Origin of the sequence: Amycolatopsis vancoresmycina (assembly GCF_000716785.1) — a bacterium.
Classification (GTDB): Bacteria; Actinomycetota; Actinomycetes; order Mycobacteriales; family Pseudonocardiaceae; genus Amycolatopsis; species Amycolatopsis vancoresmycina.
Genome location: NZ_JNYY01000012.1, coordinates 120,898 through 147,639, shown reverse-complemented (window position 1 = coordinate 147,639; position 26,742 = coordinate 120,898). Strand labels below are relative to the sequence as shown.

Annotated in this window: 17 protein-coding genes; 6 read left to right on the top strand and 11 right to left on the bottom strand. The window is 74.9% G+C overall.

Translation table 11 applies throughout. From position 1 onward, the window contains the following. Window positions 1–203: 203 nt before the first annotated feature. Window positions 204–3,548 carry a LodA/GoxA family CTQ-dependent oxidase gene (locus OO60_RS27460; RefSeq protein WP_003098337.1) on the top strand — a complete coding sequence of 1,115 codons (3,345 nt, stop codon included), beginning with the start codon at window positions 204–206 and terminating at the stop codon, window positions 3,546–3,548. Next, window positions 3,538–4,590: an FAD-dependent oxidoreductase gene (locus tag OO60_RS27455; RefSeq protein WP_051767790.1), complete on the top strand. Its 1,053-nt coding sequence runs from the start codon at window positions 3,538–3,540 to the stop codon at window positions 4,588–4,590. Before OO60_RS27460 ends, OO60_RS27455 begins: the two co-directional genes overlap by 11 nt. 4 nt (window positions 4,591–4,594) lie before the next feature. Here OO60_RS27455 and OO60_RS27450 read toward each other — a convergent pair whose 3' ends face one another. From OO60_RS27450 to OO60_RS27440, 3 genes are all read right to left on the bottom strand, one after another. Beyond that, window positions 4,595–5,545, bottom strand: a complete 951-nt coding sequence (locus tag OO60_RS27450; protein ID WP_033262379.1) for an NAD-dependent epimerase/dehydratase family protein — start codon at window positions 5,543–5,545, stop codon at window positions 4,595–4,597. Between the two features lie 58 nt (window positions 5,546–5,603). Next, window positions 5,604–7,046: a twin-arginine translocation signal domain-containing protein gene (locus OO60_RS27445; protein WP_003094988.1), complete on the bottom strand. Its 1,443-nt coding sequence runs from the start codon at window positions 7,044–7,046 to the stop codon at window positions 5,604–5,606. Window positions 7,047–7,125: 79 nt separating this feature from the next. After that, complete coding sequence (locus OO60_RS27440; RefSeq protein WP_162186956.1) at window positions 7,126–7,947, bottom strand: PaaX family transcriptional regulator; 822 nt, start codon at window positions 7,945–7,947, stop codon at window positions 7,126–7,128. Between the two features lie 214 nt (window positions 7,948–8,161). Here OO60_RS27440 and OO60_RS27435 point away from each other — a divergent pair, with 214 nt between their 5' ends. Beyond that, window positions 8,162–9,097, top strand: coding sequence for an extracellular catalytic domain type 1 short-chain-length polyhydroxyalkanoate depolymerase (locus OO60_RS27435; protein WP_033262378.1), 936 nt, complete (start codon window positions 8,162–8,164; stop codon window positions 9,095–9,097). A gap of 93 nt (window positions 9,098–9,190) precedes the next feature. On the opposite strand, the gene OO60_RS27430 is transcribed toward OO60_RS27435, so the two are convergent. Next, entirely contained in the window at window positions 9,191–9,991 is an 801-nt protein-coding gene (locus OO60_RS27430; RefSeq protein ID WP_003062893.1) for an inositol monophosphatase family protein, read from the bottom strand. A 27-nt stretch (window positions 9,992–10,018) separates the two neighbouring features. Between OO60_RS27430 and OO60_RS27425 the strand changes: the two genes are divergently transcribed. Next, window positions 10,019–10,918, top strand: a complete 900-nt coding sequence (locus tag OO60_RS27425) for a LysR family transcriptional regulator (RefSeq protein WP_003062895.1) — start codon at window positions 10,019–10,021, stop codon at window positions 10,916–10,918. Here OO60_RS27425 and OO60_RS27420 read toward each other — a convergent pair. From OO60_RS27420 to OO60_RS27410, 3 genes are all read right to left on the bottom strand, one after another. Continuing rightward, a complete protein-coding gene (locus OO60_RS27420; protein WP_003062899.1) occupies window positions 10,915–11,514 on the bottom strand; it encodes an NAD(P)-dependent oxidoreductase in 600 nt (199 codons plus the stop codon). The genes OO60_RS27425 and OO60_RS27420 overlap by 4 nt on opposite strands. 113 nt (window positions 11,515–11,627) lie before the next feature. Then, window positions 11,628–12,965, bottom strand: coding sequence for an alpha/beta hydrolase (locus tag OO60_RS27415; RefSeq protein WP_003062902.1), 1,338 nt, complete (start codon window positions 12,963–12,965; stop codon window positions 11,628–11,630). Next, complete coding sequence (locus OO60_RS27410; RefSeq protein WP_003062907.1) at window positions 12,962–14,272, bottom strand: MFS transporter; 1,311 nt, start codon at window positions 14,270–14,272, stop codon at window positions 12,962–12,964. Before OO60_RS27410 ends, OO60_RS27415 begins: the two co-directional genes overlap by 4 nt. A 154-nt stretch (window positions 14,273–14,426) precedes the next feature. Between OO60_RS27410 and OO60_RS27405 the strand changes: the two genes are divergently transcribed. After that, entirely contained in the window at window positions 14,427–15,257 is an 831-nt protein-coding gene (locus OO60_RS27405) for a PaaX family transcriptional regulator (RefSeq protein WP_033262376.1), read from the top strand. On the opposite strand, the gene OO60_RS27400 is transcribed toward OO60_RS27405, so the two are convergent. The 4 genes from OO60_RS27400 to OO60_RS27385 are packed head-to-tail and all read right to left on the bottom strand — an operon-like array spanning window position 15,242 to window position 18,484. Beyond that, entirely contained in the window at window positions 15,242–16,084 is an 843-nt protein-coding gene (locus OO60_RS27400; protein WP_033262375.1) for a 3-hydroxyacyl-CoA dehydrogenase family protein, read from the bottom strand. The genes OO60_RS27405 and OO60_RS27400 overlap by 16 nt on opposite strands. After that, window positions 16,081–17,103, bottom strand: coding sequence for an HAD-IIIC family phosphatase (locus OO60_RS27395; protein WP_244885588.1), 1,023 nt, complete (start codon window positions 17,101–17,103; stop codon window positions 16,081–16,083). The genes OO60_RS27400 and OO60_RS27395 overlap by 4 nt, the downstream gene beginning before the upstream one ends. After that, window positions 17,100–18,203 (bottom strand): acyl-CoA dehydrogenase family protein, encoded by a 1,104-nt coding sequence (locus OO60_RS27390; protein WP_244885587.1) that lies wholly within the window; start codon window positions 18,201–18,203, stop codon window positions 17,100–17,102. Before OO60_RS27390 ends, OO60_RS27395 begins: the two co-directional genes overlap by 4 nt. Further along, the gene (locus OO60_RS27385) at window positions 18,200–18,484 is read right to left on the bottom strand and encodes an acyl carrier protein (RefSeq protein WP_051767788.1); all 285 of its coding nucleotides are present in this window, start codon (window positions 18,482–18,484) and stop codon (window positions 18,200–18,202) included. The genes OO60_RS27390 and OO60_RS27385 overlap by 4 nt, the downstream gene beginning before the upstream one ends. Before the next feature lie 268 nt (window positions 18,485–18,752). On the opposite strand from OO60_RS27385, the gene OO60_RS44670 reads away from it, so the two are divergent. Continuing rightward, window positions 18,753–26,729, top strand: coding sequence for a non-ribosomal peptide synthetase (locus OO60_RS44670; protein WP_037329490.1), 7,977 nt, complete (start codon window positions 18,753–18,755; stop codon window positions 26,727–26,729). The last annotated feature ends 13 nt before the right edge of the window (window positions 26,730–26,742 follow it).

Sequence of the window (26,742 nt, the reverse complement as noted above, 5' to 3'; positions counted from 1 at the left end):
ATAACACGGTTGTCAGACGCAGTAATCGCACTCACCCAAGCGGTGCAAAGACGCGGAAAACGGTGATCAACCATTGTCGAATGCCTTTTGTGTGCCAAATGTTTTCATTGCCGAATGCGGGTCGGCAAATGCGCGCGGACGTATCCGGCGGCGACCGGGCCGCCCTTCACCGCCAGGCACGCACACCGAGGGAAGGGCCGCCCATGGCGATCACGGAAGTCCGCATCCACCCGGCGATCGGCATCGCGCGGGTCGGCAACAGCGACACGGAGTTCTTCGTCGGGCCGGAGCGGCGGTGGGACCGGTCGGCGCCGCCGGGCGGGTACAAGGACGCGCAGTGCCGGATCAAGCGGCAGGCCGCCCGGTTCCGGGTCTTCGGCTACGACAACGGCGTGCCGACAGAGCTGACCGCGGCCGACGCGACCATCGAGTGGACCGTGCACCTGGTCAACCGCAAGGCCGCCGCCGACGGCTTCGACCAGCCGGGACCGCGCAACAGCGGGGTGACCGGCGCCGCGCGGGACAAGCTGGTGATCGACCCCGGCGCGCGGACGCTCACCGGCCCGGACCAGCGCGTGGTGCTGGATTCCGGCACGTTCGAGGTGCCCGGCAGCGCGCCGGTCACCGTGCCGCTGGGCGAGGTCCGCACCGACGACGACGGGCACCTGCTGGTGCTGGGCGGGCTCGGGAACTCCGGGGCGCCGGGCGGCACCGCGCTCCAGCACTTCGCCGACAACAACGGCTGGCACGACGACGTGGCCGACGGGCCGGTGACCGCGACGGTCACGATCGGCGGGCAGACGTTCACCGCGCTCGGCTCGTGGGTGGTCGTCGCGCCGCCGAAGTTCGCGCCGCCGGTCGACAACACCATCCGGCTGTGGGACGCGGTCTACGACGCGCACGCCGCGGCCGGGCTGCTGACCCCGCCCGCGACCCCGTCCTACACCGACGACATCTACCCGGTGCTGCAGTCGGCCGCCGACTCGGCCGCGGTGAACTCCGACGCCAAGGGCCACCACGGGTTCAGCCACCCGATGGCCGGCGCGCAGTGGGTGTACGACCGGCTGACCGCGCCACCCGGCCCGGCCCACATGCCCCGGCAGTATTCGGTGTCGAACAGCGGGCAGTGGGACCAGAACCTGACCGGCACCCAGCTCGCGTTCGTGCAGAAGTGGGTGGCCGGCACGGTGACTGCCGACTGGGACCCGGCGTGGGGGCAGCGCCCGCCGCCGGACGCGGACATCACCCCGGGCGGGCTCGACAAGGCGGCGCTGGAGAACTGCGTCGGCGGCGCGTTCTTCCCCGGCATCGAGGGCGGGGTCATCCTGACCGACACCGCGAAGTACCTGCCGGTGGTGAGCAACGACGGCGTCCCGTCGTTCCGGCTGGACCACGCGAAGGTGGCCCCCGGCGCCGTCACCGCGCGGATAGCCGTGCCGTGGCAGTCGGACTTCTACGCGTGCAGCACGTACTGGTGGCCGGCGCCGCGGCCGAACCAGGTCGACGTCGCCGGGGCCGGCAGCAAGGACTGGGCCCGGTCGGTCCCCGGCTCCGCGGCCTTCGTGGCGGGCCAGTGGGCCAAGATGGGGTTCGTGACCCGCCAGGGCACCGCCCTCGTGGAGACCGACCGGTGCGACGGCGCCGACACCGTGGTCAACCTGGTGACGCCGTCGCTGACCTTCCGCGACGTGCCGCAGGGGCCCGGCGGCACCACCCGCAAGGCGGCCCGCGCGGTGGTGTTCGAGGTCCGGTCGCCGGTGCCGGTGACCCTGACCTTCACCGCCGGCCCCGCCGACCCGAGCCTGTCGCGCTACACCCCGACGCCGGTCACCGTGCCGCCCACCGGGTCCGCGATCACCACCGTGCGGCTGTGGATCGTCTACGCCGCCCCGAACACCGCGCACAGCGTCACCGACAGCCTGACCGCGTCGTGCGCCGAAACCGGCCAGACGTGGACCATCCCGGTCAACGCGAACTCGGTGCCGCGCAAGACCGCGGCCGCCGCGCTGGTGCTCGACAAGTCCGGCAGCATGAGCGAGGACCGCGGCGACGGGCTGGGCAGCAAGGCCCAGAGCCTGCGCGAAGCGGCGAGCACGTTCCTGGACGTGATGCTGCCCGGCGACGCGCTGTCGCTCACGGCCTTCGACGACGACGCCGCGGTGGTGCGCGGCCTGACCACCCTCGGTGCCGCGGACGACCCGTTCGACACCACGCGCAGCGACCTGCGCAGCGCGATCTACGGCGCCGGCTTCAACCCCGGCGGCAACACCTCGATCGGGGACGGCATCTTCACCGGCCGGGGCACCCTCTCCGGCGCCGCGACCGACGTCCGGTCGCTGGTCGTGCTCACCGACGGCGTCGAGAACCGCCCGCGGTGGATCGCCGACGTGGCCGCGGAAATCGACGAAACCACGTACTCGGTGGGGCTCGGCACGGCCGCGAACACCAGCGCCGCCGCGCTGCAGACGGTGTCGGGCAACCACGGTGGCACCCTGCTGATCACCGGCCCGGCGCTCGGCGGGGACAACCAGTTCCTGCTCAAGAAGTACTTCCTGCAGATACTCGCCGGCGTGAGCAACGCCGAGGTGGTGCTCGACCCGGCCGGCCACATCGGCTACCGGCAGGCGCTGCGGGTGCCGTTCTCCGTCTGCGACGCCGACAACCTGGTGGACGTGATCCTGACCGCGGAAAACCGCCGCGGCCTGACGTTCCTGCTGGAGACGCCCTACGGCAGGCTGGTCGACCCGGCGCTGGCCCGCTCGCTGGGCGGGTCGTTCGTGGCCACCGACCAGGTGTCGTACTACCGCCTGCCGCTGCCGCTGCTCGCCGACCCCGGGCGGCCCGCCCACGAGGGCACGTGGAACGCGGTGCTGTCCTACGACCGGCGCGGCGGCCAGGACGACCACGGCGGCCAGGACCCGGCCGCCGCCCGGTTCCAGCGCTACTCGGTGATCGTGCACGCGTGGTCGGACGTCTCGTTCACGGCGTCGGCCCAGCAGAGCAGCCACCAGCCGGGCGCGACCGTGACGGTGGTGGCCGCGCTGGCCGACTCCGGCATCCCGCTGACCGCGGAGGCGACCGTCTGGGCGGAGATCACCCGGCCCGGCGGCGCGGTCAGCACACTGGCACTGACCCCCGACGGCGACGAGTTCACCGGATCCTTCGTGGCGCACACCATCGGCGACTACCGGATCCGTGCCCGGGCCGGCGGGCGCACCGGCCGCGGCCACCTCTTCACCCGCGAACGCACGCTCTGGGCCGGGGTCTGGCGCGGCGGCGACACCCCGCCGCCCGGCGGCCCCGGCGACGTCGGCGGGGCGCTGGCCGAGCACGACCGCCGGTGGTGCGCGCTGCTGCGCTGCGTCCTGCTCACCCTGGCGGGCAACGACCGGCTGATGCGGCGGTGGGCCGAGTACGGGGTGGACCCGAAGGAGTTCCTGAAGTGCGTCGAGGCGCTGTGCGGCGACACCTCGCCGGACGCCGGCGCGTCCGGCGAAGTCCGCCGGCTGGTGGCCGAACTGCGGCGGACGGTCGGCGATGCGGGCTGACGCCGTGGTGGTCGGCGGCGGCCCGGCCGGCGCCGTCGCCGCCCTCGAACTGGCCCGCCGCGGCGCCGAGGTGGTCCTGTTCGAGCGGTCGGGCTACGGCGGGCTGCGGATGGGGGAGACCCTGCCGCCCGCGGTGAACCCGCTGCTGCGCGCGCTGGGGGTGTGGGACCGGTTCGTGGCGTCCGGGCCGGTCCCGTCGTACCAGACGGCCAGCGCCTGGGGCGGGCCCGAGGTGGCCGAGCGGTCGTTCGTGTTCAGCCCGCACGGCCACGGCTGGCACACCGATCGCGCCCGGTTCGACCGGCTGCTGGCGGACGCCGCGGCCGAGGCGGGCGCCGACGTCCGGCGCGGGGTGGCGGTCCGCGGGGTGCGGCGGGTGCCGGGTGGCTTCGCGGTGGACGCCGACGCGCCGGCGCGGGCGGACCTGGTGGTCGACGCGACCGGGCGGCCGGCCCGGATCGCCCGGGCGCTGGGCGCCCGCCGCGAACGGCTCGACCGGCTGGTCTGCGTCGCGCGGGTGTTCGCCCTGCCGCCGGGCACCCCGCCGGGCGACACGTTCCTGGAGGCGGTCCCGGACGGCTGGTGGTACGCCTCGCCCCTGCCGGCGGACCGGCGGCTGCTGGCCCGGTTCGCCGACGCGCGGTTCGTGGCGGCCGCCGGGCTGGCGACCGCACCGGGCTGGGCGGCGGCGCTGGCGTCGACCGCGAAGACCCGGGACCTGGCCGCCGGGACGCCGATCGGGCCGCTCCGGGTGGTGAGTGCGGCGAGCCACCGCCTGGCACCGGTGTCGGGCCCGGGCTGGGTCGCGGTCGGCGACGCGGCACTGGCGGTGGACCCGCTGTCCTCCGGTGGCGCGGCGTTCGCCATCGAGTCGGGGCGGCGGGCGGCCGCCGGATCGGAAGCGGGCTACCGGGCCTTCGTGGGTTCGGCGGCGGCCGAGTACCGGGCGGTGCGGCGCGAGGTCTACGGCTGGGAAGCGCGGTTCGCGGGGAACGCGTTCTGGCGGGATCGCGCGGAAGACCGGGGCCTGGAGGTGTCCTGAATCCTTATCCCGATTGCGAGTAGGCCCGGCCGACGCCGGTGCCGAATTCGGCCGCGAACCCTTCGGCCACCGACGAAAACCGTGGCCGCCAGCCCAGGCGCAACCGGGCCCGTGCGTTGTCCGCGCCGCGCAGCCGGTTCAGGAACGCCACGCCCCAGCTGCCCACCGCCAGCCGGGCGACCGCGGCCGGCACCTTCCGCGGCGCCGGGGCGCCCAGCAGGCGGGCCAGGTCCGGCAGCCAGTCGTGCACCGGGGCCGGCTCGTCGTCGACGATGTTCAGCACGCCGGTCACCACGTCGCGGTCGACCGCCGCGGTGACGGCGGCCGCCGCGTCGTCCGCGTGGGTGAAGGAGAACACCGCGTGGCCGCCACCCGCCAGCGGCACCCGCCCGGCCCGGACCTGGCGGGTGAACCGCCCGTCCCCGGCGAAGGTCGTGCCGGGGCCGTACAGGTGACCGAGGCGCAGGACGAGGCCGCCGGCCCGGGTGGTCAGGCGCTCCAGCTCCATCAGGGCCGCCAGCACCGGCACGAACTGCGGCGGCGGGCCCGCCCGCCACAGCGGCGCGTCTTCGCCCGCGGGCCCGGCGTCCGGCTGGTAGCCGTACGCCAGCCCCTGGCTGATCACGCGCGCGTCGCCGGCCGCCGCCAGCAGGTTGCGGGTGCCCTCGGTGCGCAGCCGGTTGGTGACCGCCAGGTCCCGGGCCAGGTGCTTCGGGTCGGGTTCGGCGGGGATCGCCGTCAGCAGGTTGACCACGGTGTCCGGCGCCGCCTGCCGGACGGCGGCGCGCACGCCGTCGCGGTCGAGCGCGTCGGCCACCAGGACCTCCGCGCCGGGCGCCACCCGCCGGGCCCGGCCCGGGCGGGCCAGCGCCAGCACCTCGTGGCCGGCGGCGACCAGCGGCGGGACGACGCGGCGGCCGACCACGCCGGTCGCTCCCGCGACGAGAACCTTCATGACCCGAAGGGACGGGGAGCGGCCGGGCGAGGTTGACACGCTCAGCGTGTGACCTGGGTCACGACGACTGCATCAGGATGAAGTCCCCGTGCCCGCCGTAGCCGAGGACGTCTTCGGCGTACTGCGTGCCGTCGAACGTGGGCAGCCACCACCGATCGCCGATCCGGACCAGCATCGGGTGCGGGATGTTGGTGCCGTACGGCGCGTTCAGCGTCCCGAGCTTCCGCAGCCGCAGGTCGTACACCGGGTACTCGCGGGCGTTGCCGTCGCTGGCGAACAGGTACCACCGGCCGCCCACCCGCTGCAGGATGGTGCCCTCGGTCTGGGTGACCGACCGGTCGGCGCCCAGCAGCGTCAGGCCATGGTCGTAGTCCGCGCCGCGCGGCGCGGCCGCCAGTGCCGGGTGGAACACGAAAGCCGGTTGCTGGGCCGGGCTTTCGACGAACGCGATGTGCCACCGGCCGTCGATCTTCGTCAGGGCCGGGTCCCACGAACTGACCGTCGTGGGCAGCGCCAGCTGCTCGGTCGGCAGCACGTGCACGCCCGAAAGCACGTTCTCGCGGGTGACGGTGTGCCGCACGTGCACGCCGGTGAAGGCGAAGTCGCCCCAGGAGCTCATCAGCAGGACGAACCGGTCGTCGTCGACGACGATCTGGCCGGCGTGGTCGCCGAGCACGACGCCGTCGCGGGCGAAGAACAGCGTCGCCACCTGGTCGAGCTTGGCCGGATCGGCCAGGTCGAGCGTCCACACCGCCCAGTGCGCCTGCTGGAAGAACCCGAGGCCGGCGTTCGTCATCGTCAGGTAGAGCTTGCCGTGGCGGATGTAGGGCCGGCCGTCGGCGTACTGCACGACGTGCGGGTCGCGGACGCCGGCCTGGCCGAAGTAGCCGGCCCGGACCTTCCCCAGCCGCGCCGGGCCGCGGCGGCCGTAGGCGTAGCCGAGCTTCCCGAGCACCGCGGGGTCGCGCAGGTCGATCCGCGCGCGGACCTCGTCGCGCGCGGTCAGCAGCGGCCGCCAGCCGGTGCCGTGGTCGGCCAGCACCGTCACGGCGTTTTCGTTGACCACCACGGCGAAGCCGAACGGCGCCCGCAGGTCGGCCGGGGCGGTCTTGACCACCGTGGTGCCGGCCGCCGTGGTGATCTCGATGGCGGCCTGTCCCGCGGCGGGGTCGTAGGTGCCGAGCACCGAGACCCCGTGGCCGGCCAGCCCGGCGACGACCGGGGCGCCCGCGTCGAGCACCTCGACGGTCACCGTCCCGTACGGCGCTTTCGGCCGGACGCCGGTCTCGACGAGCGCGCCGGCGCGGGCCGTGGTGTCGACCTGGACGAACTTCGGCGCGATCAGGTCGAACGGCCGGAACTGCCGCGTGATCGAGAACTTCAGGTCCAGCGGGTCCTCGCCGGCCGCTTCGGCGGTGCCGCCGAACAGGCTCGCCGTCACGCCGGTCACCCCCAGCGCGGTGAGGGCACGCAGCACGTCGCGTCGATCGATATCGGTCACCGGTGACCTCCGGGGTGGGGACGGATCGGGCCGTGACCAAGCTTGCAACGTGGCATGCCACGTTGCAACCGCCAGGCGGTCACGCGTCGACGAGCGACTCGAGCAGTTCGGCGGCCAGCTTGCCCGCGGGCCGGGCCCAGCGGCGGCGCAGGCTGCGGAACAACGCCGCGGCGCGGGTGCCCGGCCAGCCCGGCGGCAGCAGGGCCGGGGGCAGCACCGGGTCGCGGCGGATGAGCAGCAGCCACTCCGCGCCCAGCCGGATGCTGCGGGACAGCTCGTCGAGCTCGCCGTGGGCGCCGCCGGTCCAGCGGCCGAGGAACTGCTCGTACCCGGCCGCGAGCCGGGGGAGGTCCCACGCCTCCCGGGCGATCCGCGCGGGATCGGTCCACATGAACGGTTCGGCGCGGAACACCTCGGCGTGGTCGAGCAGGTCGAGTTCGGCCAGCGCCGGCCCGATGTCGGCGGCCGACGTCGAGACCCACAGGCCGCTGCGCAGCAGCCCGAACCCGAACCAGTCCAGCCGGGTGCGCAGGGCGTGCCGGTCCGCGCGCCTGCTCTCCGGCACCGAAAACGTCAGCAGCGTCCACCGGCCGTCCCAGTGCCGGTCGACGATGTCGCCGTCGAGCTTGCGCTGCCCGTCGCGCAGCACCGCGGCGCCGTGCCCGGTCAGGCCGAGGAACGCCTGGCGGCCCCGGCGGACGGTGTGCAGCAGGTCGCGGCGGATCATCCGGCCCAGCGTCGCCCGCGTCGCGTGTTCGCCGACGCCGAGGCGGTCCAGCGCGGCGAGGACGCCGCCGGTGGACACCGCGATCCCGCGGTCCAGCACGTGGTCGCCGAGCAGGGTGAGCAACAGGGTCTCCGGCCGCACGCCGGGCGTGCCTTCGCCGTCCGCACCGGCCATCCGCCACCTCCTCGCCGGAGCCAACCTAACCCCCGGCGGCGCGTTCGTCATCCGGCCGCCGATCGCCGGGAATCTGTCGAAGGAATGGTCCGCCGCGCGAAAGTTTCGTTTCCACGACTGGGCTGAACCGCGTAAATAGCAGATGTTTCGTTGACGGTCGTCGCCAGTCTGCCTAACGTCGCCGGGGAGGGGGATCGCCGACCGGAGGTCACCGATGAGTGGATTCAGAACGGCGTTCGTGGCATTGGCGGCCGGTTTGCTGGCCGCGGTGACCGGAGTGGCCGTCCCGTCGACGGCGGCGGCCGCGTCACTGGTGGAGGTGACCGGCTTCGGGAACAACCCGGGCGGGATGCGCATGCACATCTACGTGCCGGACACCCGGCCGGCCAATCCCGCGATCGTGGTCGCCATGCACGGTTGCGGCGGTTCGGGACCGGGCTTCTACTCCGGCAGCGAATTCGCCTCGCTGGCCAACCGCTACGGTTTCCTCGTCATCTACCCCAGTGCCCAGCAGCAGGCCGGGTTCGGCAACTGCTTCGACACCTGGTCCGACGCGGCGAAACGCCGCGGCGGCGGCAGCGATCCGGTGTCGATCGCGTCGATGGTGACCTACGCCGAGCAGCACTACGGCGGCGACCCGAACCGCGTCTTCGCCACCGGTTCCTCCTCCGGCGGCATGATGACCAACGAAATGCTGGCCCTCTACCCGGACGTGTTCAAGGCGGGCGCGGCGTTCATGGGCGTGCCGTTCGGCTGCTTCGCGAACGCCGCGGACTTCCCGCCGTGGTCGAGTAAGTGCACCGGCAACGGCGGCGCGAACCGCACGCCGCAGCAGTGGGGTGACGCGGTCCGGCAGGCGTACCCCGGCTACACCGGTCCCCGCCCGCGCGTCCAGCTGTGGCACGGCACGGCGGACACGCTCGTGCCGTATTCGCTGCTGCAGGAGGAAATCGAGCAGTGGACCACCGTGGCCGGGCTGAGCCAGGCACCGACGTCCACCGACAGCCCGCAGGCCGGCTGGAACCGGCGCCGCTACGCCGACGGTGCCGGCAGTGTCCGGGTGGAGGCCTACAGCATCCAGGGTGCCGGGCACAGCCTGCCCGCGGGCGGGATGGCCGCCGTGGCCATCGCTTTCTTTGGGCTGTCCTGACCGGTCGCGGACCACTATCTGGAAGCGCCGGAAACCGGTGAGCGGAAAAGGCGAAAAGCGCTTTCGGATAGTGTTCCCCGCGACCCGGCCACGTCAGCTCGAAACGCGCCGCGCAACCGTGGCGAGGACTTCCAGCGCGGCCGCGTGCACGCCGGGGGCCGCGGCGAGGTAGCCGTGGCCGGCCAGGTCCCACGGCTCGCCGTCCAGGCCGGTCACGACCCCGCCCGCCTCCTGGACCAGCAGCACGCCCGCCGCGTGCGAGCGGACGTTGTCGAACTGCCAGTGCAGGTCCATCCGGCCCGCCGCGACCTGGGCGAGCTGGTGGGTCACCGGCACCGAGATCCGCACGTGGAGCGCGGCCTTCGCCATCGCCGTGAACGACGTGCCCATCCGCTCCAGCAGCTCGGCGTCGTGGCCGGGCTGGGCCTGGCCGGTGCCCGTCAGCGCGCCGGCCAGCGACGTCTTGGCGGACACCCGCAGCCGTTCGCCGCCGAGGAAGGCCCCGCCGCCTTCGCGGGCGGTGAACACCTCGCCGAGCACGGGGAAGTGCAGCACGGCCAGCACCGGGCGCCCGTCGCGGACGAGGCTCACGCCGATGTTCCAGTCCGGCATCCCGTGCACGGCGTTGACGTTGCCGCCGACCGGGTCGATCAGCCACCACTCGCCCGGCGGCAGCGGGCCCGAGCCGTGTTCGTCGTCGAGCCACTGCGCCTGCGGCTGGATCGCGGCCAGCGCCGGGCGCAGTACCTCGGCGACGGCGGAGTCGTTGGCGTGCAGGCTGTCCAGCAACTCCGGCAGCCCCGGCTGGCGGGACCCGGGGGAGTAGCGCGCCAGCATCCGGGCGCCGGCGTCGCGGACGGCGGCGGTCGTGGCGGCGAGCAGGTCCTGGTTCATCGATCCTCCTGTGGTTGTCTTGCGTTCGTGCAACTCGACCTGAACCTGCTCACCGTGCTCGACGCCCTCCTCGAGGAGGGCAGCGTGATGGGCGCGGCCGAGCGGCTGCACCTGTCCTCACCCGCGGTCAGCCGCACCCTGGGCCGGCTGCGCGCGGTCACCGGCGACGACATCCTGGTCCGCACCGGGCACACGATGGTCCCGACGCCGTACGCCCTTTCCGTCCGCGAGGACGTCCACCGGCTGGTGCGGCAGGCCCGCGCGGTGCTGCGGCCGGCCCGCGAGCTGGACCTCGCCGAACTGGACCGCACCTTCACGATCCAGTGCCACGACGCCCTCACCGCGTCGGTCGTCCCGGTGCTGGTCGGCCGGCTCCAGGACCGGGCGCCCGGCGTGCGGCTGCGGGTGCTGGCCGAACACTCCGCCGACACGGACGACCTGCGGCAGGGCCGCATCGACCTGGAACTCGGCGGGAGCCGGCCGCACCTGCCCGAGTTCCGGTCGGCGGTGCTCGGGCACGACCCGCTCGTCGTGGCCATGCGGCCGGGGCACCCGTGCGCCACCGGGCTCGACCTGCGGTCCTACGCCGCGGCGCCGCACGTGCTGGTCTCCCGCCGCGGCCGGCTGACCGCGCCGATCGACGACGTGCTGGCCGCCGAGGGCCTGCGCCGCCGGGTGGTCGCGGCGGTGGCGACCGTCGCCACCGCCCTGCAGCTGGCGGCCCGCAGCGACGTCCTGGTCAGCTGCACCGAGGTCCTCGGCCGCCCGCTCGTCGACGCGTTCGGCCTGATCACCCGGCCGCTGCCGGCCGCGTCCCCGGCGGGGGAGATCTGCTGCACCTGGCACCAGCGGTACGACTCCGACCCCGCGCACGCCTGGCTCCGCGAGCAGGTGCGGGCCGCCTTCGACGAAGTCACCGCCGGTTAGCCGGCCAGCGGCACGGCCACCGCGCCGGTGAAGCGGGGCGATTCGGCCTCGTCGAGCATCGCCGCGGCGACGGTGTCCCGGCTGATCGACGCCGAGAGGTCGAAGGGAGGCGCCGCGTCGAGGCCCACCGTGCGCCGGTGCGGGCTTTCCGGCCCGTCGGCGAGCATCCCGGCGTGGAACACCGTGCCGCCCGCCGCGAGGATGGTGCCGTCCGCGTCGACCTTGTCGCCCAGCCGGTCGCCCAGCGCCTTCGCGAGCACTTCGGAGGCAGAGCTCGCGGACGGGCCGGTCCCGTAGGCCCCGAGCCAGAGGATCCGCCGGGGCCCGGCGGCGACGACGGCCTCGGCCCCGGCCAGCAGGACGCCGGCCCGGTCCGTGCCCAGCGCGGACAGGACCACCGAGTCCGGGCCGATGACGGCCGCGAGGCTCGCCGGGTCTTCGACGTCACCCGCCACGCGGTGCAGCAGGGGAGCGTCCGGGACGTCGATGCGCCCGGGGTCGCGGGCGATCGCGGTCACGGTGTGCCCGCGCTGCACCGCTTTCCGGGTCAGGGCGAGGCCGGTCCGGCCGGCCGCCGCGAGAATCGTGAGGTGCATACCGGCCACGCTAGGGACGCCGCCGGTTGACTTCAAATGCCTTCTCGGCAAGGGATGGTTTACCGCAACGCAAGTGGCCGCGGTGCCGGTGGCGGGGCACCGCGGCCACGGGCTCAGTGGCGGGCGCCGGTCAGCGGCGCCGGGGTGTACCGCAGGTAGCGCCCGGGGGCGCCGAGCGCGGCCGCCGCCGCGTTGAGCCGCTCGGGCCGCAGGTCGGGCCAGTGGCCGGTGCCGATCCGGGATTCGAGGGCGTGCAGGGCGGCCACGGTCTCCGGCGGCTGGAACGCGCAGTGCCCGGCCGCGTCGACGAAAACCTGGCGCAGCAACGGTTCCCGGCCCGCGGCGCGGACCCGGTGGGCGTACCGGTTCTCCTGTTCGACCGGGACCAGGTGGTCCGCGGTCGTGTGGACGGTGAGTTCGGGAACGCGCAGCCGCCCGGTCGGCACCGAGGTGCGGGCGAGCGTGCGGGTGGCACCGGGGTCGGCCGTGACGTCCGCGTGGCGGGTCAGCTCGGCGAGGTCGGCGCCGAGGTCCAGCCCAGCCGCCCGGTACAGCGCCCGGACCTGCCGGGCCTGCGGGCTGCCGGCCAGCAGCGCGCGGTAGTCGACGCCCGCGTTGGCCGCGCTGTTGCCGCCGGCGGCGAGCTCGACCTGGTAGCGGCCGGACATGACGAAGCCGAGCACGAACTGCGTCAGCGCCAGCTGCTGTTGCTGCTCCTGGCCCGCGTAGTCGGCGGGGCCGGGCGGCGTGGCGCCGGTCAGCCACGGCGGCGTGTTCAGCAGCGCGGCCCCGAGCGCGGTCCGGGCCCGGCCGGCCGCGGTGCCCTGGGCGTCGGCGACGATCTTCGTCAGCGACGCGCCCGCCGCGGACGCCTCGTCGGCGTTCGCGTACCGGACGAGCTTCACCGGCTGCGCGGGGGCGAGCAGGCGGGACAGCGCGTACTCGCCGTCGAGCTGGTAGTCGTTCAGGTCCAGCGCGCCGGCGACCAAGCCGCAGGTGGTGAGCGCGCCGTCGAGCCGCCGGTGTCCGGACTCCGCCTCGAGCGCGCTGACCAGCCCGCCCATCGACGTGCCCCACGCGATGGTGCGGCGAGGCTCGCCGATCCGCTGCACGAGCGCGTCGAGCGAGGCGAACTGGTCGCGCACGGCCGAGCTGAGCGCCCACCACGAAGGACCGCTGTAGGACGAGCCGACCAGCGCGTACCCGGCGTCGAGCAGCGCCTGCCCGGTCGCGGCGTCCGGGGCGTCCTGCGCCGCGAGCGGGCCGAAGCCGTGGCTGTAGAGGATGACGGTCCCGTTCCAGTCCGGCGGGACGTCCGCCACCCAGCTCGCGCCGTCCGGCAGCTGCCCGGTGTGGTGCGCGGGGGTGGCGGCGTGCGCCGGGACGGCGGTGGTGAGGCCGAACGCGGTCAGGGTCGCCGCGAAGAACACGCCGAGGCGGCGGAGCGTCATGCCCGGTTTCCTTCCTGCCGCGCGGGTTCGGGGGCCGTCACGTCCGGGGTCAGGTCGCGGCGGTGGGTTTCCCGCAGGGCCAGGACGCAGACCGCGGACAGGAGGCAGAACGCGGCGATCGTCCAGGACACGGGGGTGGTCGACGGGCCGTTGGCGCGCTGCAGCTCGGCGAAGATCAGCGGGGCGAACCCGGCCCCGAGCCCGGCGAGCTGGTACCCCAGCGACGCGCCGGTGTACCGGTTCCCGGTGCTGAACAGCTCCGAGTACAAGGCGGCGAGCGGGCCGTACATCATCGGGTGGATCACGCCCTGGCCGATCACCAGCGCGAGCACGAGCAGCAGGCCGCTTCCGTTGCGCACCATGGGGAACAGCGCGAAGCCGAACACCGCCATCGCGAGCGCACCGGCCAGGACGACCGGGCGGCGGCCGATCCGGTCGGACAGCGCGGACCACAGCAGGATGCCCGCCACCGCACAGGCCGACGACAGGGTGAGCGCGTTCAGCACCTCCTGCCGCGGGTGGCCGTGCTGGACGCCGTAGGCGAGCACGAACGTCGTCAGGGTGGCCTGGACGACGAACGCGGCGAACCCGACACCGATGCCGAGCAGCAGCACCCGCGGGTGGTCGCGCAGCACGGCGACGAGGGGGATCCGGCGGCGTGCTTCCGTGCGGGCGGCCAGGAACGCCGGCGTCTCCTCGACGCGGGACCGCACGAACAGGCCGACCGCGAGCAGGACGATGCTGAGCAGGAACGGGATCCGCCAGCCCCACGCGAGGAAGTCGGCCTCCGAGGTGACCGCGGCGGTACCGGACATGACGAGCGTGGAAAGGACCATGCCGCTCGGCGCGCCGGCGTTGGTGAACCCGGCCCACAGGCCGCGGCGCGTCCGCGCGTGCTCGGCGGACATCAGCACCGCGCCGCCCCACTCGCCGCCGACCGCGATGCCCTGGACGACGCGGAGCAGGACCAGGCCGATCGGGGCGACCGCGCCGATCTGGTCGTAGCCGGGGAGCAGGCCGATGAGGAAGCTCGCGACGCCCATCAGGGTCATGGTCAGCACGAGCATCCGCTTGCGGCCCAAGCGGTCCCCGAAGTGGCCGAAGAGCAGGCCGCCGAGCGGGCGGGCGAGGTAACCGGTGGTGAACGTGCCGAAGCTGGCGACCGTGGCCAGCGCCGGATCGAGGTCGGCGAAGAAGACCTTGCCGAAGACCACCGCGCTGGCCGTGGCGTAGAGGAGGAAGTCGTAGTACTCGATCAGGCTGCCCAGGAAGCTGGACGCGACCGCTCTGCGGAGCTGAGTGCTCATGGGGCTCACCCTCGTCGATGGGGGCGGTGCGGCGGGATCAGGTTCGTCCGGGGCGGACGACGGGGGACCGGGCCCCAACGTTAGTCAGAGCTATGACGGCCGTCAATATTCTGCACAACATCAAGTGGGCGGCCCCCGGGTTACGCTGACGCTCGTGCCGCTCCTCGACGAAACCGGCTCCGGGCCCCGCCCGAAGTCCGTCATGCTCACCTTCCTGGGCATCCACCTGCTCGGCCGTCCGGTGGCGATCTACTCGGGCAGCGTGATCGACGTGTTCGCCAGGGTCGGTGTGTCGGAAGAGGCGGTCCGCTCGACGCTGACCCGGATGGCGGGCACCGGGCTGCTGACGCGGCACCGGCACGGGCGGAAGGTCTACTTCGGACTGAGCGAGCGCCTCGCCGCGGTGCTCGAGGACGGCCGGCGGCGCATCTGGGAAACCGGCGCGGTCAACCGGTCGGCTAACGGCGGCTGGACCCTGGTCGCGTTCTCCCTCCCGGACACCCGCCGCGGCGACCGCCACGACCTCCGCCGCCAGCTGACGTGGGCGGGTTTCGGCCTGCTGCAGAACGGGTTGTGGGTCGCCCCGGGCGCCCGGGACGTCACGGCGATCGTCGAGCAGCTCGGCCTCGACGGGCACGTCACGGTCTTCTCGGCGCAGCCGGCCGAGCCGACGGAAGCGGCTTCGCTGGTCGCCAAGGCGTTCGACACCGAGACGATCGCCTCGCGCTACCAGGACTTCCTGGAGAAGTGGGACGCGGGGAGGCCGTCGTTCCCGGACGACCTGACGCGCCAGCTGATGCTGCACACGGACTGGCTGCACGTGGTCCGGCGGGACCCGCACCTGCCGGCCGGGCACCTGCCGCGGGACTGGCCGGCCATCCAGGCGGAGACGGTGTTCCGGAAGCTGGACGAAGACCTGCGCGACGGGGCGGCCGCGCTGGCCGCCGGGACGCTGGAGCTGCTGCCGGTTCACCCCGCCGGGTAGGCGTGCAGGCCGTGGCCGGTCTTGCGGCCCAGCCTGCCGGCGCCGACGAGCTCGGCCAGCAGCGGGCACGGGCGGTACATCGGGTTGCCGGTGCACTCCAGCAGCACCACCAGCGTGTCCAGGATGACGTCGAGGCCGATGAGATCGGCCGTGCGCAGCGGGCCCATCGCGTGGCCGAAGCAGTTCTCGAAGACGCGGTCGACCGTGACGGCGTCGGCGATGCCGTCGCCGACCGTGGCGATCGCCTCGTTGATCGTCGCCATCAGCACCCGGTTGGCGACGAAGCCGGGGCCGTCGGCGACCACGATCGCGCGTTTGCCGATCGCCGTCAGCAGGTCCGTCGTCGTGCGGAGGGTGTCGTCGCCGGTCGCCGCCGCGCGGACCACCTCCACCGTGTCCTTCAGCGGGGCCGGGTTCATGAAGTGGGTGCCGATCACCCGGTCCGCGCGGGCGGTGGCGGTGGCGAGCCTGCCGATCGGGACCGCGGACGTGCAGGAGGCGAGGACCGTCCCGGCGGGACACACCCGGTCCAGCTCGCCGAACAGGCTTTCCTTGACGGGCAGCCGTTCCGCGGCGCACTCCACGACGAACCCGCTGCCGCCGAGGTCGCCGAGCCGTCCGGTCCAGCGGATCCGGCCGGCGACCCCGGCCGGCGGGCGGGCGCCACCCAGCAGCGCGGCCAGCCGCAGGCCGGCGCGGACGCGGTCCGGGCCGGCCGCCAGCGCCCCCGGGTCGCGGTCGGCGACCACGACGTCGTGCCCGGCCGCGGCGAAACACTGGGCGACCCCGGTGCCCATCACGCCCGCGCCCACCACCCCGATCTTCACCGGCTCCTCCCGTCCACGATCCGGACGTGCCCGGGCGGGGCGGGCGGCGGGCGTCGCGGGTCGAAGACCAGCTCGCCGTCCGCGCCGGGCCCGAACCCGGCGAACCGCAGCGTCACCAGCATGATCCGGTTGGCGGCCGTCGGGACGAACCGGGCGACCGGCCGCCGTCCGCGCGCGAGGACGTCCCGCACGAGGTGACCGAGCAAGACGGTGCCGATGCCGCGGTTGAGCACCCGGCACGACGTCAGCAGCAGCTCCAGGACGACGTCGGAACCGACCTCGCGCAGCACGGCGAGCCCGACGGTGCCGTGCGCGCCGAACCGGTCGGCCACGTCCGCGACGAGCACCTCGTGGTCCGCCGACGCGCACAGGCCGCGCAGCTGCGCGGCGTCGAGGGTGCGGCCCGTGGTGTTGAGCTGGTGGGTGCGGAGGGTTAGTTCGTGCGCGCGGGCGAAGTCGGCCTCGGTCGCGGCCCGCACGGTCATCGTGAGCCCGAGCGAGGCGAGGAACGCCGGCGGCGGGCCGGGGAACGCGCGTTCCGCCGCGGCGCGGTCCCGTTCGGCGAGGTACCGGTGCCGCCGGTGGCGCGCCTCGTCGGTGACCTGCGCCGGCCGGAACTCGGCCAGCTGCACGAGGTCGCCGACGCGCTCGGCGGGGTAGCAGCGCACCATCGGCAGCGCGGCGGCGACCTCGGCGCGCTCGGCCGGGTCGTTGTCGGCGAAGGCGATGGTGTCCAGGCCGATGTTCAGGTCCGCGGCGATCCGCCGGATCGACGCGGACTTCTCGCCCCAGCCGACCTCGAACGCGCAGAACAGGTCCGTCAGGCCGTGTTCGGCGAGGTGCCCGGTGGCGCGCGCGAGCTCCCCGCGGCCCGCCACGGCGTGCAGGATCCCCCGGCGGTCCAGCGTGTGCAGGGCTTCGAGCGCGGCGGGGAAGGGGCGCGGCCGGTCGCCTTCGAGCACGACGCCGTCCCAGAGCGTGTCGTCCAGGTCCCAGACCAGGCACTTGACCGTCTTCACGGCCGCCACCGCAGGGCGTACTCGCCGAGCTGCTGTTCGGCGACCTCGTCGGCGCCTTCGATGATCCGCATGACCTTGGCGTCGCGGAAGAAACGGCCCACCGGGCTGTCCCCGGCGCAGCCGGCCGCGCCGAGGACCTGCCCGGCCCGGTCGGCGACGGCGGCGGCGGTCGTGGCCGCCACGTACTTGGCCAGCACGGTCCCGGCGACGGCTTCCGGATCGCCGTTTTCGCGCAAGGCGGCCGCGCGGGCGCACAGCTCGCGCGCGGCCGTGACGTCGGCGAGGCTGCGGCCGAGCAGGGCGCGCACCGCCTGGAGATCGGCGAGCCGCGTGCCGCCCTGGACGCGGTCCGCGGCGTGCCCGGCGGCGGTGCGCAGGCAGGTCTCCGCCAGGCCGGCGCAGCCCCAGGCGACGGTGAACCGCCCGTGGTCCAGTGCCGTCGCCACGACGTGGGACAGCCCGAAGCCCGGCGGGGCGAGCAGGTTCTCGGCCGGGACGGTCACGTCGTCGAACCGGACGTGCGCGAGCCGGGCCGCGCGCATCCCGAGCTGGCCCCGCACCGGCTCGACGGTGGTGCCCGGCCGCCCGGCCTCGACCAGCACGGTGACGGGACGGCCCGCGCACGCGGCGAGCACCAGGAAGACGTCGGCCACCTCCCCGAAGGTGACCCACAGCTTGCGCCCGCGGACGCGCACCCGCCCGGCCTCGCGCACCGCGGACGTGGTCACCGCGGACAGGTCGCTGCCGGCGCCGGGTTCGGTGGCGGCGAACCCGGCCAGCACGTCCCCGCGCGCGAGCGCGGGCAGCCACCGGGCGCGCTGGCCGTCGGTGCCCCAGCGGAGCACGGCGGCGGCGACCATGCCCTGAACGGTGACCAGGGCCCGCAGCGAGCTGCAGACGCCGCCGAAATCGGCGCACAGCTCGCCGAGTTCGGCCGGGGTGCGGCCGGCGCCCCCGGCGGACGCGGGCAGGTCGGCGGCCAGGAAACCGGCGTGCGCCACGGCTTTGACGACCTCCGCCGGAACCGCACCGCGCGCGTCCCAGTCCGCCGCGTCCGGCCGCACCGAATCCGCGAACGCGGCGGAGTCCACTGTGGTCACCGAATCCCGGCCGATCTTTTTCGCAGCACGAATCCGGTGACCCGGTTCAGGGTCCGGAAATTGTCGAGGTCGAGATCTTCGACATCGACGGCGATCCCGTACCGGCGTTCGACGTGCGCCACCAGTTCCAGGGCCAGCAGCGAGTTCACCAGCCCGAGGGCGAAGTAGTCTTCGTCGGGTCCGGGGGCGTGACCGGCCGTCGCGGTGGCGAAGAAACCGGACAGTTCCGCCAGGATCGCTTCGGCCGTGGGTTCCGCGCCCACGGGCTGCTGGCCTGCCACGCACCCTCCCTCGCCGAATTCCCCCACCCGAAGCTAACACGCCCGGCGGCGCGCCCGACGGCGCCGAACGGCGTAATCCCTTGCTCGCCGGATTTGTCTATCCATTGTGGACGATCAATTCTGTTGTGGTTACGCGTAATAATGACCCGATCCCTCGTTCGGCGGCTTGCCGCTGCCGGTCGGCCGCTGGAAGTATCCGGAAGATCGCTCGCCGGAAAAGCGGGAAAACGTTCCGGCATCGCGCATCGAGCACTGGGGACAACCGGAGATGACTGCCACGACGGGAACAGTGGGTGAACTGCTCGCGCAGCAGGCATCCCGTGACCCCGGCGCGACCGCGGTGGTCAGCGGCCGGAGCCGGGTGAGCTACGCGGAACTGGCGGCCCGGACCGGCGAGCTGGCGGCCCGCCTGACGGAGCGCGGCGCGGGCCCGGAGAGCCGGGTCGGGCTGCTGGTGGGACGCGGAGTTGACCTGGTGGTGGCGGTGTTCGCGGTGCTCGAGGCAGGCGCCGCGTACGTGCCGGTCGAGCCGGGCCACCCCCGGCGCCACCGGGCGGCCCTGCTGGCCGACGCGGGTGTGAGGCTGGTGGTGACCCACCCGGAGCGGGCGGGGGAGCTGCCGGACGGCTGCGAGCCGGTGTTCGTGGCGGCGCCCGGGTGGGACGGCGACAGCACCTGGCCGATGGCGCGTGCGCTCGGCGATGGTGGCGGAACGGCCGCGTCGAGGCTGTCCCGGCCGCGGATCCGGCCCGACAACCTCGCCTACGTCCTCTACACCTCCGGTTCCACCGGCCGCCCTCGCGGCGTCCTCGGCACCCACCGCGGCCTGCTGCGCCTCTTCGCCTCCCACCGCGCGCGGATCTTCGACCCCGCCGCCCGGGCCGCCGGCCGGCGGCTTCGCGTGGCCCACACCGCTCCGCTCTCCTTCGACGCGTCCTGGGTTCCGCTGCTCTGGCTGCTGGCCGGCCACGAACTGCACGTGCTCGACCGGCTCGATCCGCGCGCCACGGTCGCCGCCCTCGCCGCCGCGCGGGTCGACGTGCTCGACGAAACCCCGTCGCACCTGCGGATGCTGCTGCTCGCCGGGCTCCTCGACGGTCCCGCGCGGCCGCGGGTCGTCCTCACCGGCGGGGAGCCCGTCGAGCCGGACCTCGGGGTCGCCCTCGCGGCCGCCGGGGTCACCGTCCACAACGCCTACGGCACCACCGAGACCACTGTGGACAGTCTCGTGTGCCCGGCCGCGGAAAGCGGGCACGTCGTGGTCGGACAGCCCGTCGCCGGGACGCGGGCGCAGGTGCTCGACGCCGGTCTCCGGCCGGCGCCCGAGGGGGAGCTCTGGCTCTCCGGCGACGGCCTCACCCGCGGCTACCTCGGCGCACCCGGGGCGACCGCGGCCGCGTTCGTCGCCGACCCCGCCGGGCCGCCCGGCTCGCGGATGTACCGCACCGGCGACCGGGTGCGCCGCCGGGACGACGGGCTGCTCGACTTCCTCGGCCGCACCGACGACCAGGTCAAGATCCGCGGCATCCGCGTCGATCCCGCCGAAGCCGAATCCGTCCTGGCCGGCCACCCCGAACTGGCCGCCGCGGCCGTCGTCGCGCGGCGGGACGGGCGCGACGCCGACCACCTGGTCGCCTACGTCGTGCCGGTGACCGCGCCGGCGCCGCCGCCCGCGCGGCTGCGGGCGTTCCTGCGCGACCGGGTGCCGGACCACCTCGTGCCCGCGCGGTTCGTCGAGCTGGCCGCGCTGCCGTCGACCGCCGCCGGCAAGGTGGACCGCCGGGCCCTGCCCGAACCGGGCCACCACCCCGGCGAGGCCGCACCGCGGGACGCCACCGAGGAGCTGGTCGCCGGGATCTGGCGCGCCGCGCTCGGCCTGCCGCACGTCGGCGTCCAGGACGACTTCGTCGAGCTGGGCGGCGACTCGATCCTCGCGATGCGGGTGGCCGGCACGCTCAACCGGCGCCTGGGCACGGCCCTGTCCGCCCGGGCGGTGTTCGAGCACCGCACGATCGCCGGACTCGCGGCGGCGATCCCCGCCGCGCAGGCCGGACACGCGCCTGCCCCCGCCGCGGCGGCGACTCCCGCCGGGCACGCACCCGCCCGCACCGCACCAACGATCCCCGCCGCGCACGCACCCGCCCCCACCACGGCGGCGATCCCCGCCGCGCACGCCGGGCCCGCACCCGCCCCCACCGCGGCGGCGATCCCCGCCGCGCACGCCGGGCCCGCACCCGCCCCCACCGCGGCGGCGACCGCGCTGCCGTTGTCGTCCGGCCAGCAGCGGCTGTGGTTCCTCGACCAGCTCGGCCCCGGCGGCGCCGAGTACAACACCAGCGCCGGGTTCCGGCTGCGCGGGCCGCTGTCCCCCGGTGCGCTGGCGAGCGCCCTCACCGCGCTGGCCGAGCGCCACGAGCCGCTGCGGACCACGTTCCCGGCCGTTCGCGGCCGGGGTGTCCAGGTCGTCGGGCCGCCGGTGGCGGTCCGGCCGGACGTCCGCGTTCCCGAAGACCTCGGGCGGGAGCTGCTCGCCGAGGTGCAGCGGCCCTTCGACCTCGCCGGCGGCCCGGTGTTCCGGGCGACGCTGTGGACTCTGGGGGAGGACCACCACCTGCTCGTGCTGGTGCTGCACCACATCGTCACCGACGGCTGGTCGATGGGGGTGCTCGCGGACGAGCTCGGCCGGCTGTACTCCGCCGCGGTCGGCGGGACGGCGGCCGGGCTGCCGCCGCTGCCGTTGCGCTACGCCGACTTCGCCGCCTGGCAACGCGAACAGCTCGCCGGTCCCGGCCTCGACGACCGGATCGCCTACTGGGAGCGGCAGCTGGCCGGGGTGCCGGTGCTGGAGCTGCCCACCGACCGGCCGCGGCCGGCGGTCCGCGGGACGGCGGGCGCGACGCACCGGTGCACCGTGCCCGCGGACGTCACCGCCCGGCTGGCCGGCCTCGGCCGGGAGCGCGGCGCCACGCTGTTCATGACGCTGATCGCGGCGGCGCAAGTGCTCTTCGCCCGCTACACCGGCCAGCGCGACATCGCGCTCGGCACGGTCACCGCCGGGCGCTCGTGGGACGAACTCGCCGGGCTCGTCGGCTTCTTCGTCAACACCGTCGTGCTCCGCTCCCGCCTCGACGGCGACCCGTCGTTCGCCGCCTTCCTCACCGGCGTCCGCTCGACGGTGCTCGACGCGATGGCCCACGACGACGTCCCGTTCGGCCGCCTGGTCGAGCTGCTCGCCCCGGACCGCGACGCGAGCCGGTCGCCGCTGGTGAACGTCATGGTGGTGCTGCAGAACGCGCCGTCGGCCACCCCGCAGCTCAACGGGCTGGCGGTCGAGGAGCTCGACCTGCCCCGGCGGTCGGCGCCGTTCGACCTCACGCTCGAGTTCGAGCCGCGCGACGGCGGCCTGCGCTCCACCTTCGAATACCGCACCGACCTGTTCGACGCCGAGACGATCCGGCGGCTGGCCGAGAACCTCCTGGCCCTGCTCGAAGGCATCGCCGAAGACCCCGGGCGGCCGCTGTCCCGGCTGCCGTGGCCGGCCGCGGCCCAGCGCCGTGAGCTCCTCGAAGCAGGCCGATCGAGCGCGGACGGACCCGGCCTGAGCGTGCTGGACGTCTTCGCCGAGCGCGTCCGCGAGCGCCCGGACGCGGTCGCGGTGACCTGCGCCGGCGCGGCCCTGACCTACCGCGAGCTCGACACCCGGGCGAACCGGCTCGCGCACGACCTGATCGCCCGCGGCGCCCGGCCGGACGCCCGGATCGGCCTGTGCGTGCCCCGGGGCGCCGAGGCGGTCGCCGGGATGCTGGCCGTCCTGAAGGCCGGCGCCGCCTACGTCCCGCTCGACCCGCGGTACCCGGACGAACGGCTGGCCTGGCTGCTCGAGGACTCCGGCGCCGCGATCGTGCTCACGACCCGGGCGGCGCGCGACCGCGTCCCCGCCGGGATCCCCGTGCTGGTCCTGGCCGACGGGTGGGACACGGGACGGCCTGATGACGCCCCGGAGCGCCGGTCCCGGCCGGCGAACCTGGCCTGCGTGCTCTACACCTCCGGGTCGTCGGGCCGGCCGAAGGGCGTGCTGATCGAGCACCGCGCGGTGACCCGGCTGTGCGCCGACCCGTACGCCCGGCTCGGCCCGGACGACGTCGCGACGCAGTACGCACCGCTGTCGTTCGACGCCTCGACGCTGGAGATCTGGGGTGCGCTGCTGTCCGGGGCGCGGCTGGCCGTCGACACCGACGACGTGCCGTCGGTCGAGGCCCTCGGTGCCTTTCTCCGCGCCGAAGGCGTCACCTCGCTCTGGCTGACCGCGGGGATGTTCCACGAGGTGGCCGCGGCCGACCCCGGGGTGTTCGCCGGGCTGCGGCGGCTGGTGTCCGGCGGGGACGTCCTTTCGCCGCAGCAGTGCGCCCGGGTCCTGCGGCGGTGGCCGCACCTGGAGCTGGTCAACGGCTACGGGCCCACCGAGAACACCACGTTCACCACCTGCCACCGCGTCCGCGACCGCGACGCCGGCCGTCCGGTGCCGATCGGGCGGCCGATCACCGGGACGTCCTGCCTGGTGCTGGACCGCCACCTCGATCCGGTGCCGGCCGGGGTGCCCGGCGAGCTGTACGTCGGCGGCAGCGGACTGGCCCGCGGGTACCTGGACCGGCCCGGCCTGACCGCCGACCGGTTCGTGGCCGACCCGTTCGGGTGCGGCACCCGGCTGTACCGCACCGGGGACGTCGTGCGCTGGCGGGCCGGCGAGGAGTGGGTGCTGGACTTCCTCGGCCGGTCCGACGACCAGGTCAAGATCCGCGGCTTCCGGATCGAGGCGGGCGAGGTCGAGGCGGCGCTGCGGCGGCACCCGGACGTCGGCGAGGCCGTCGTGCTGGCGCGCGAGGACACCCCGGGCCACAAGCGGCTGGCCGGGTACGTGGTGCCGCGGCGCCCGATCGAGCCCGGTGCGCTGCGCGAATTCCTCGCCAAGAGCCTGCCCGGGCACCTCGTCCCCGGCGCGCTGGTGCTGCTCGACCGGTTCCCGCTGACCCCGCAGGGCAAGATCGACCGCCGTGCGCTGCCCGCGCCGCGGACGCGGGCCGCCCGCGCCCACACCGCCCCGCGCGGGCCCGCCGAGGAACTGGTGACGCGGGTGTGGGCCGAAGTTCTCGGCGTGGAACGCGTCGGGACGGCGGACAACTTCTTCGAGCTGGGCGGCGATTCCATCCTCGGCATCCAGGTGGTGGCGCGGGCCCGGCAACTCGGGCTGCGCCTGAGCGCGAAGGACGTCTTCCTCCGCCAGACCCCGGCGGCACTGGCCGCGGCCGGCGTGTGGGCGGAACCGGCGGTGCGCGAGGTGCCGCCGCCTTCGGGCCCGGTGCCGCTGTCGCCCATCCAGCACTGGTTCTTCGAGACGATCACCGAGCGGCCCGGCCACTTCAGCCAGTGGGTGTCGGCCGAGCTCGCCGCCGACGCCGACCGCACGGCGCTGCGCACGGCGGTCGAGGCGCTGGTCGGCCACCACGATGCGCTCCGGCTGCGCTTCCGCCGGGTGGGCGGCGAGTGGCGGCAGGAGTACACGGACCCGGTGCCGGCCTTCCGCACCGGTTCGGTGTCCACAATGGACTTCTTCGACCTGGACGGCGGGGCGTTGTTCACGGCCGTCCTGGACGGCTCGCGTCTGCTCCTGGCCGCCCACCACCTGGTCGTGGACGGCGTCTCGTGGCGGATCCTCCTCGCCGACCTGCGCACGGCCTACCGGGCGGCGCGCGCGGGACGGCCGGTGGAGCTGCCGCCCCGGACGACTTCGTTCGGCGACTGGGCGCGCCGGCTGGCCGGGCATGCGGCCGCGGTCGAAAGCCAGCTTTCGTTCTGGCGCCGGGCGGCCGAAGGGGCCGGTGCCTGGCCCGACGGTGACCCGCGCCCGCAGCGCGCGGTGACCGTCCGGCTCGGCGCGGGGGAGACGGCGGCGTTGCTGCGCGAAACCCCGGCCGCGTACCGCACCCGCATCGACGACCTGCTGGTGAGCGCCCTCGCCCGGGTGCTCGCGGAGTGGACCGGCCACGAGCGGGTGGTGCTGGAACTGGAAGGACACGGCCGCGAGGACGTCTTCGACGACCTGGACCTGTCCCGCACGGTCGGCTGGTTCACGACGCTGTACCCGTGCGCGGTGGAGGTCCCGCGCGAGGGTGGCTGGGGCGCGGTGCTGAAGGGGGTGAAGGAGGCGTTGCGCGCGGCCCCGGACCGCGGCCTGGGGTACGGGGTGCTGCGGTACCTGGGCGACGCGGAGGTCCCCGCGCCGCGGCCGGTGGCGGCGTTCAACTACCTCGGCCGCTTCGACCTGGGCGAGGAGGAAAGCGACCTGTTCCGCTCCGCCCCCTCCGCGATCGGCCTCACCCGCGCCCCGCACGTCACCGGCACCGCCCGGCTCGACATCACCGCGGCCGTCACCGCCGGCGGCGAACTCGAATGCGAATGGACCTACTCCCCGGACGTGCACGACGAGCCCACCGTCGCCCGCCTCGCCGCCGATGTCCTGGCCGCGCTGACGGACATCGTCGCCCACTGCGCCGATCCCGCCGCCGGGGGCGGGACGCCGTCCGACTTCCCGCTCGCCGCCGCCGACCAGGCCGAACTCGACCGGCTCCTCGGCGACGGCCGCAACGTCGAGGACGTCTACCCGCTGACCCCGATGCAGGCGGGCATGCTGTTCCACAGCCTGTCCGAACCCGGCACCTACCTCGAACAGCTCTGCTTCACCCTGACCGGCACCGACGACCCGGCGGCCCTCGAAGCCGCCTGGCGGCGGGTCGTCGGCGAGATCCCGGCCCTGCGCACCGCCGTCCGCTGGACCGGCGTGCGCGAACCGGTCCAGGTGGTGCACCGGGCCGTGCCGCTGCCGGTGACCGTGCACGACTGGCGATCGCAGCAGGGCAGCGAAGCCGCGCTGCTCGCCGCCGACCGGGACGCCGGGCTGGACCCGGCCGTGCCGCCGCTGCTGCGCGTCACGCTGATCCGGCTGCCCGGTGCCCGGATCCGGGTGCTCTGGACCTTCCACCACGTCGTCCTCGACGGCTGGAGCGTCTTCGAGGTGCTCACCGACGTCCTCGCGCACCTCTCCGGGCAGCCCGCCAAGCCCCGCCGCCCGTTCTCCGACCACCTGGCCTGGCTCGCCCGGCAGGACGCCACCGCGGCCGAGACACACTGGCGGAAGGTCCTTTCCGGACTCACCCCGACCCGGCTGCCGTACGACCGCCCGCCCGGCCGGGCCCACCGGACCCGCTCGCGGTCCACAGTGGAGCGTCGACTGTCCACTGCGGAATCCCGGGACCTGGCCGCCTTCGCCCGGCGGCACCGGCTGACCGTCAACGCCGTCGTGCAGGGCTCGTGGGCGCGGCTGCTCGCCCGGCACGGCGGCGACCCCGACGTCTGCTTCGGCGCCGTCGTGTCCGGCCGGCCCGCCGAGCTGCCCGGCGTGGACGCGATCGTCGGCATGTTCGTCAACACCGTGCCGGTCCGCGTCACCGTCGCCGAGGGCGCCGACCGGCCCGGCTGGTTCCGGCGCCTGCAGGCCGACCAGGCCGAGGCCCGCCGCTTCGGCCACGTCTCGCTCGCCACGCTGCGCCGCTGGAGCGGGCTGCCCGCGGCCACCGGCCTCTTCGACAGCATCGTCGTCTTCGAGAACTACCCCTTCGACCGGGACGCACTCGCCGCGCACGGCCTGCACGTGGCCGACCTGGCCGCCGTCGAGATCACCAACTACCCCCTGGCCCTCGTCGCCCACGGCAGCGCACGCGCCGACGAACCCCTGTCCCTGTCGCTGGGCTACGACCCCGCGCTGTTCGACGCGAGCACGGCCGAAGCCCTCGCCGGCGAACTCGCCGACCTGCTGCGGGAACCCACCCGGCCGGCCGCCCCGCCCCGGCCGCGCCCGCTCCCGCCGCCCGCCCCGGCGCGAACCGAAGCCGCCTACCTCGCGCCCCGCACCGCCACCGAGCGGACCCTGAGCCGGATCTGGGCCGAGGTGCTCGCCGTCGAGGACGTCGGCGTCGACGACGACTTCTTCGCCCTCGGCGGGGATTCGCTGTTGTGCCTGCGCGTCACCGCCCGCCTGCGCGCGGACTTCGGCGCGGCGCTGCCCCCGCGGGCGCTGTTCGACAACCCCACGGTCGGGGCGCTGGCCCTGCTGCTGGAGCACCCCACGGTCGGAGCACTGGGCCGGGCGGTGGACCGGGGCCTGAACCCGCCGCAGGACTACGAGCTCTAGGAGGCCGGAGCCG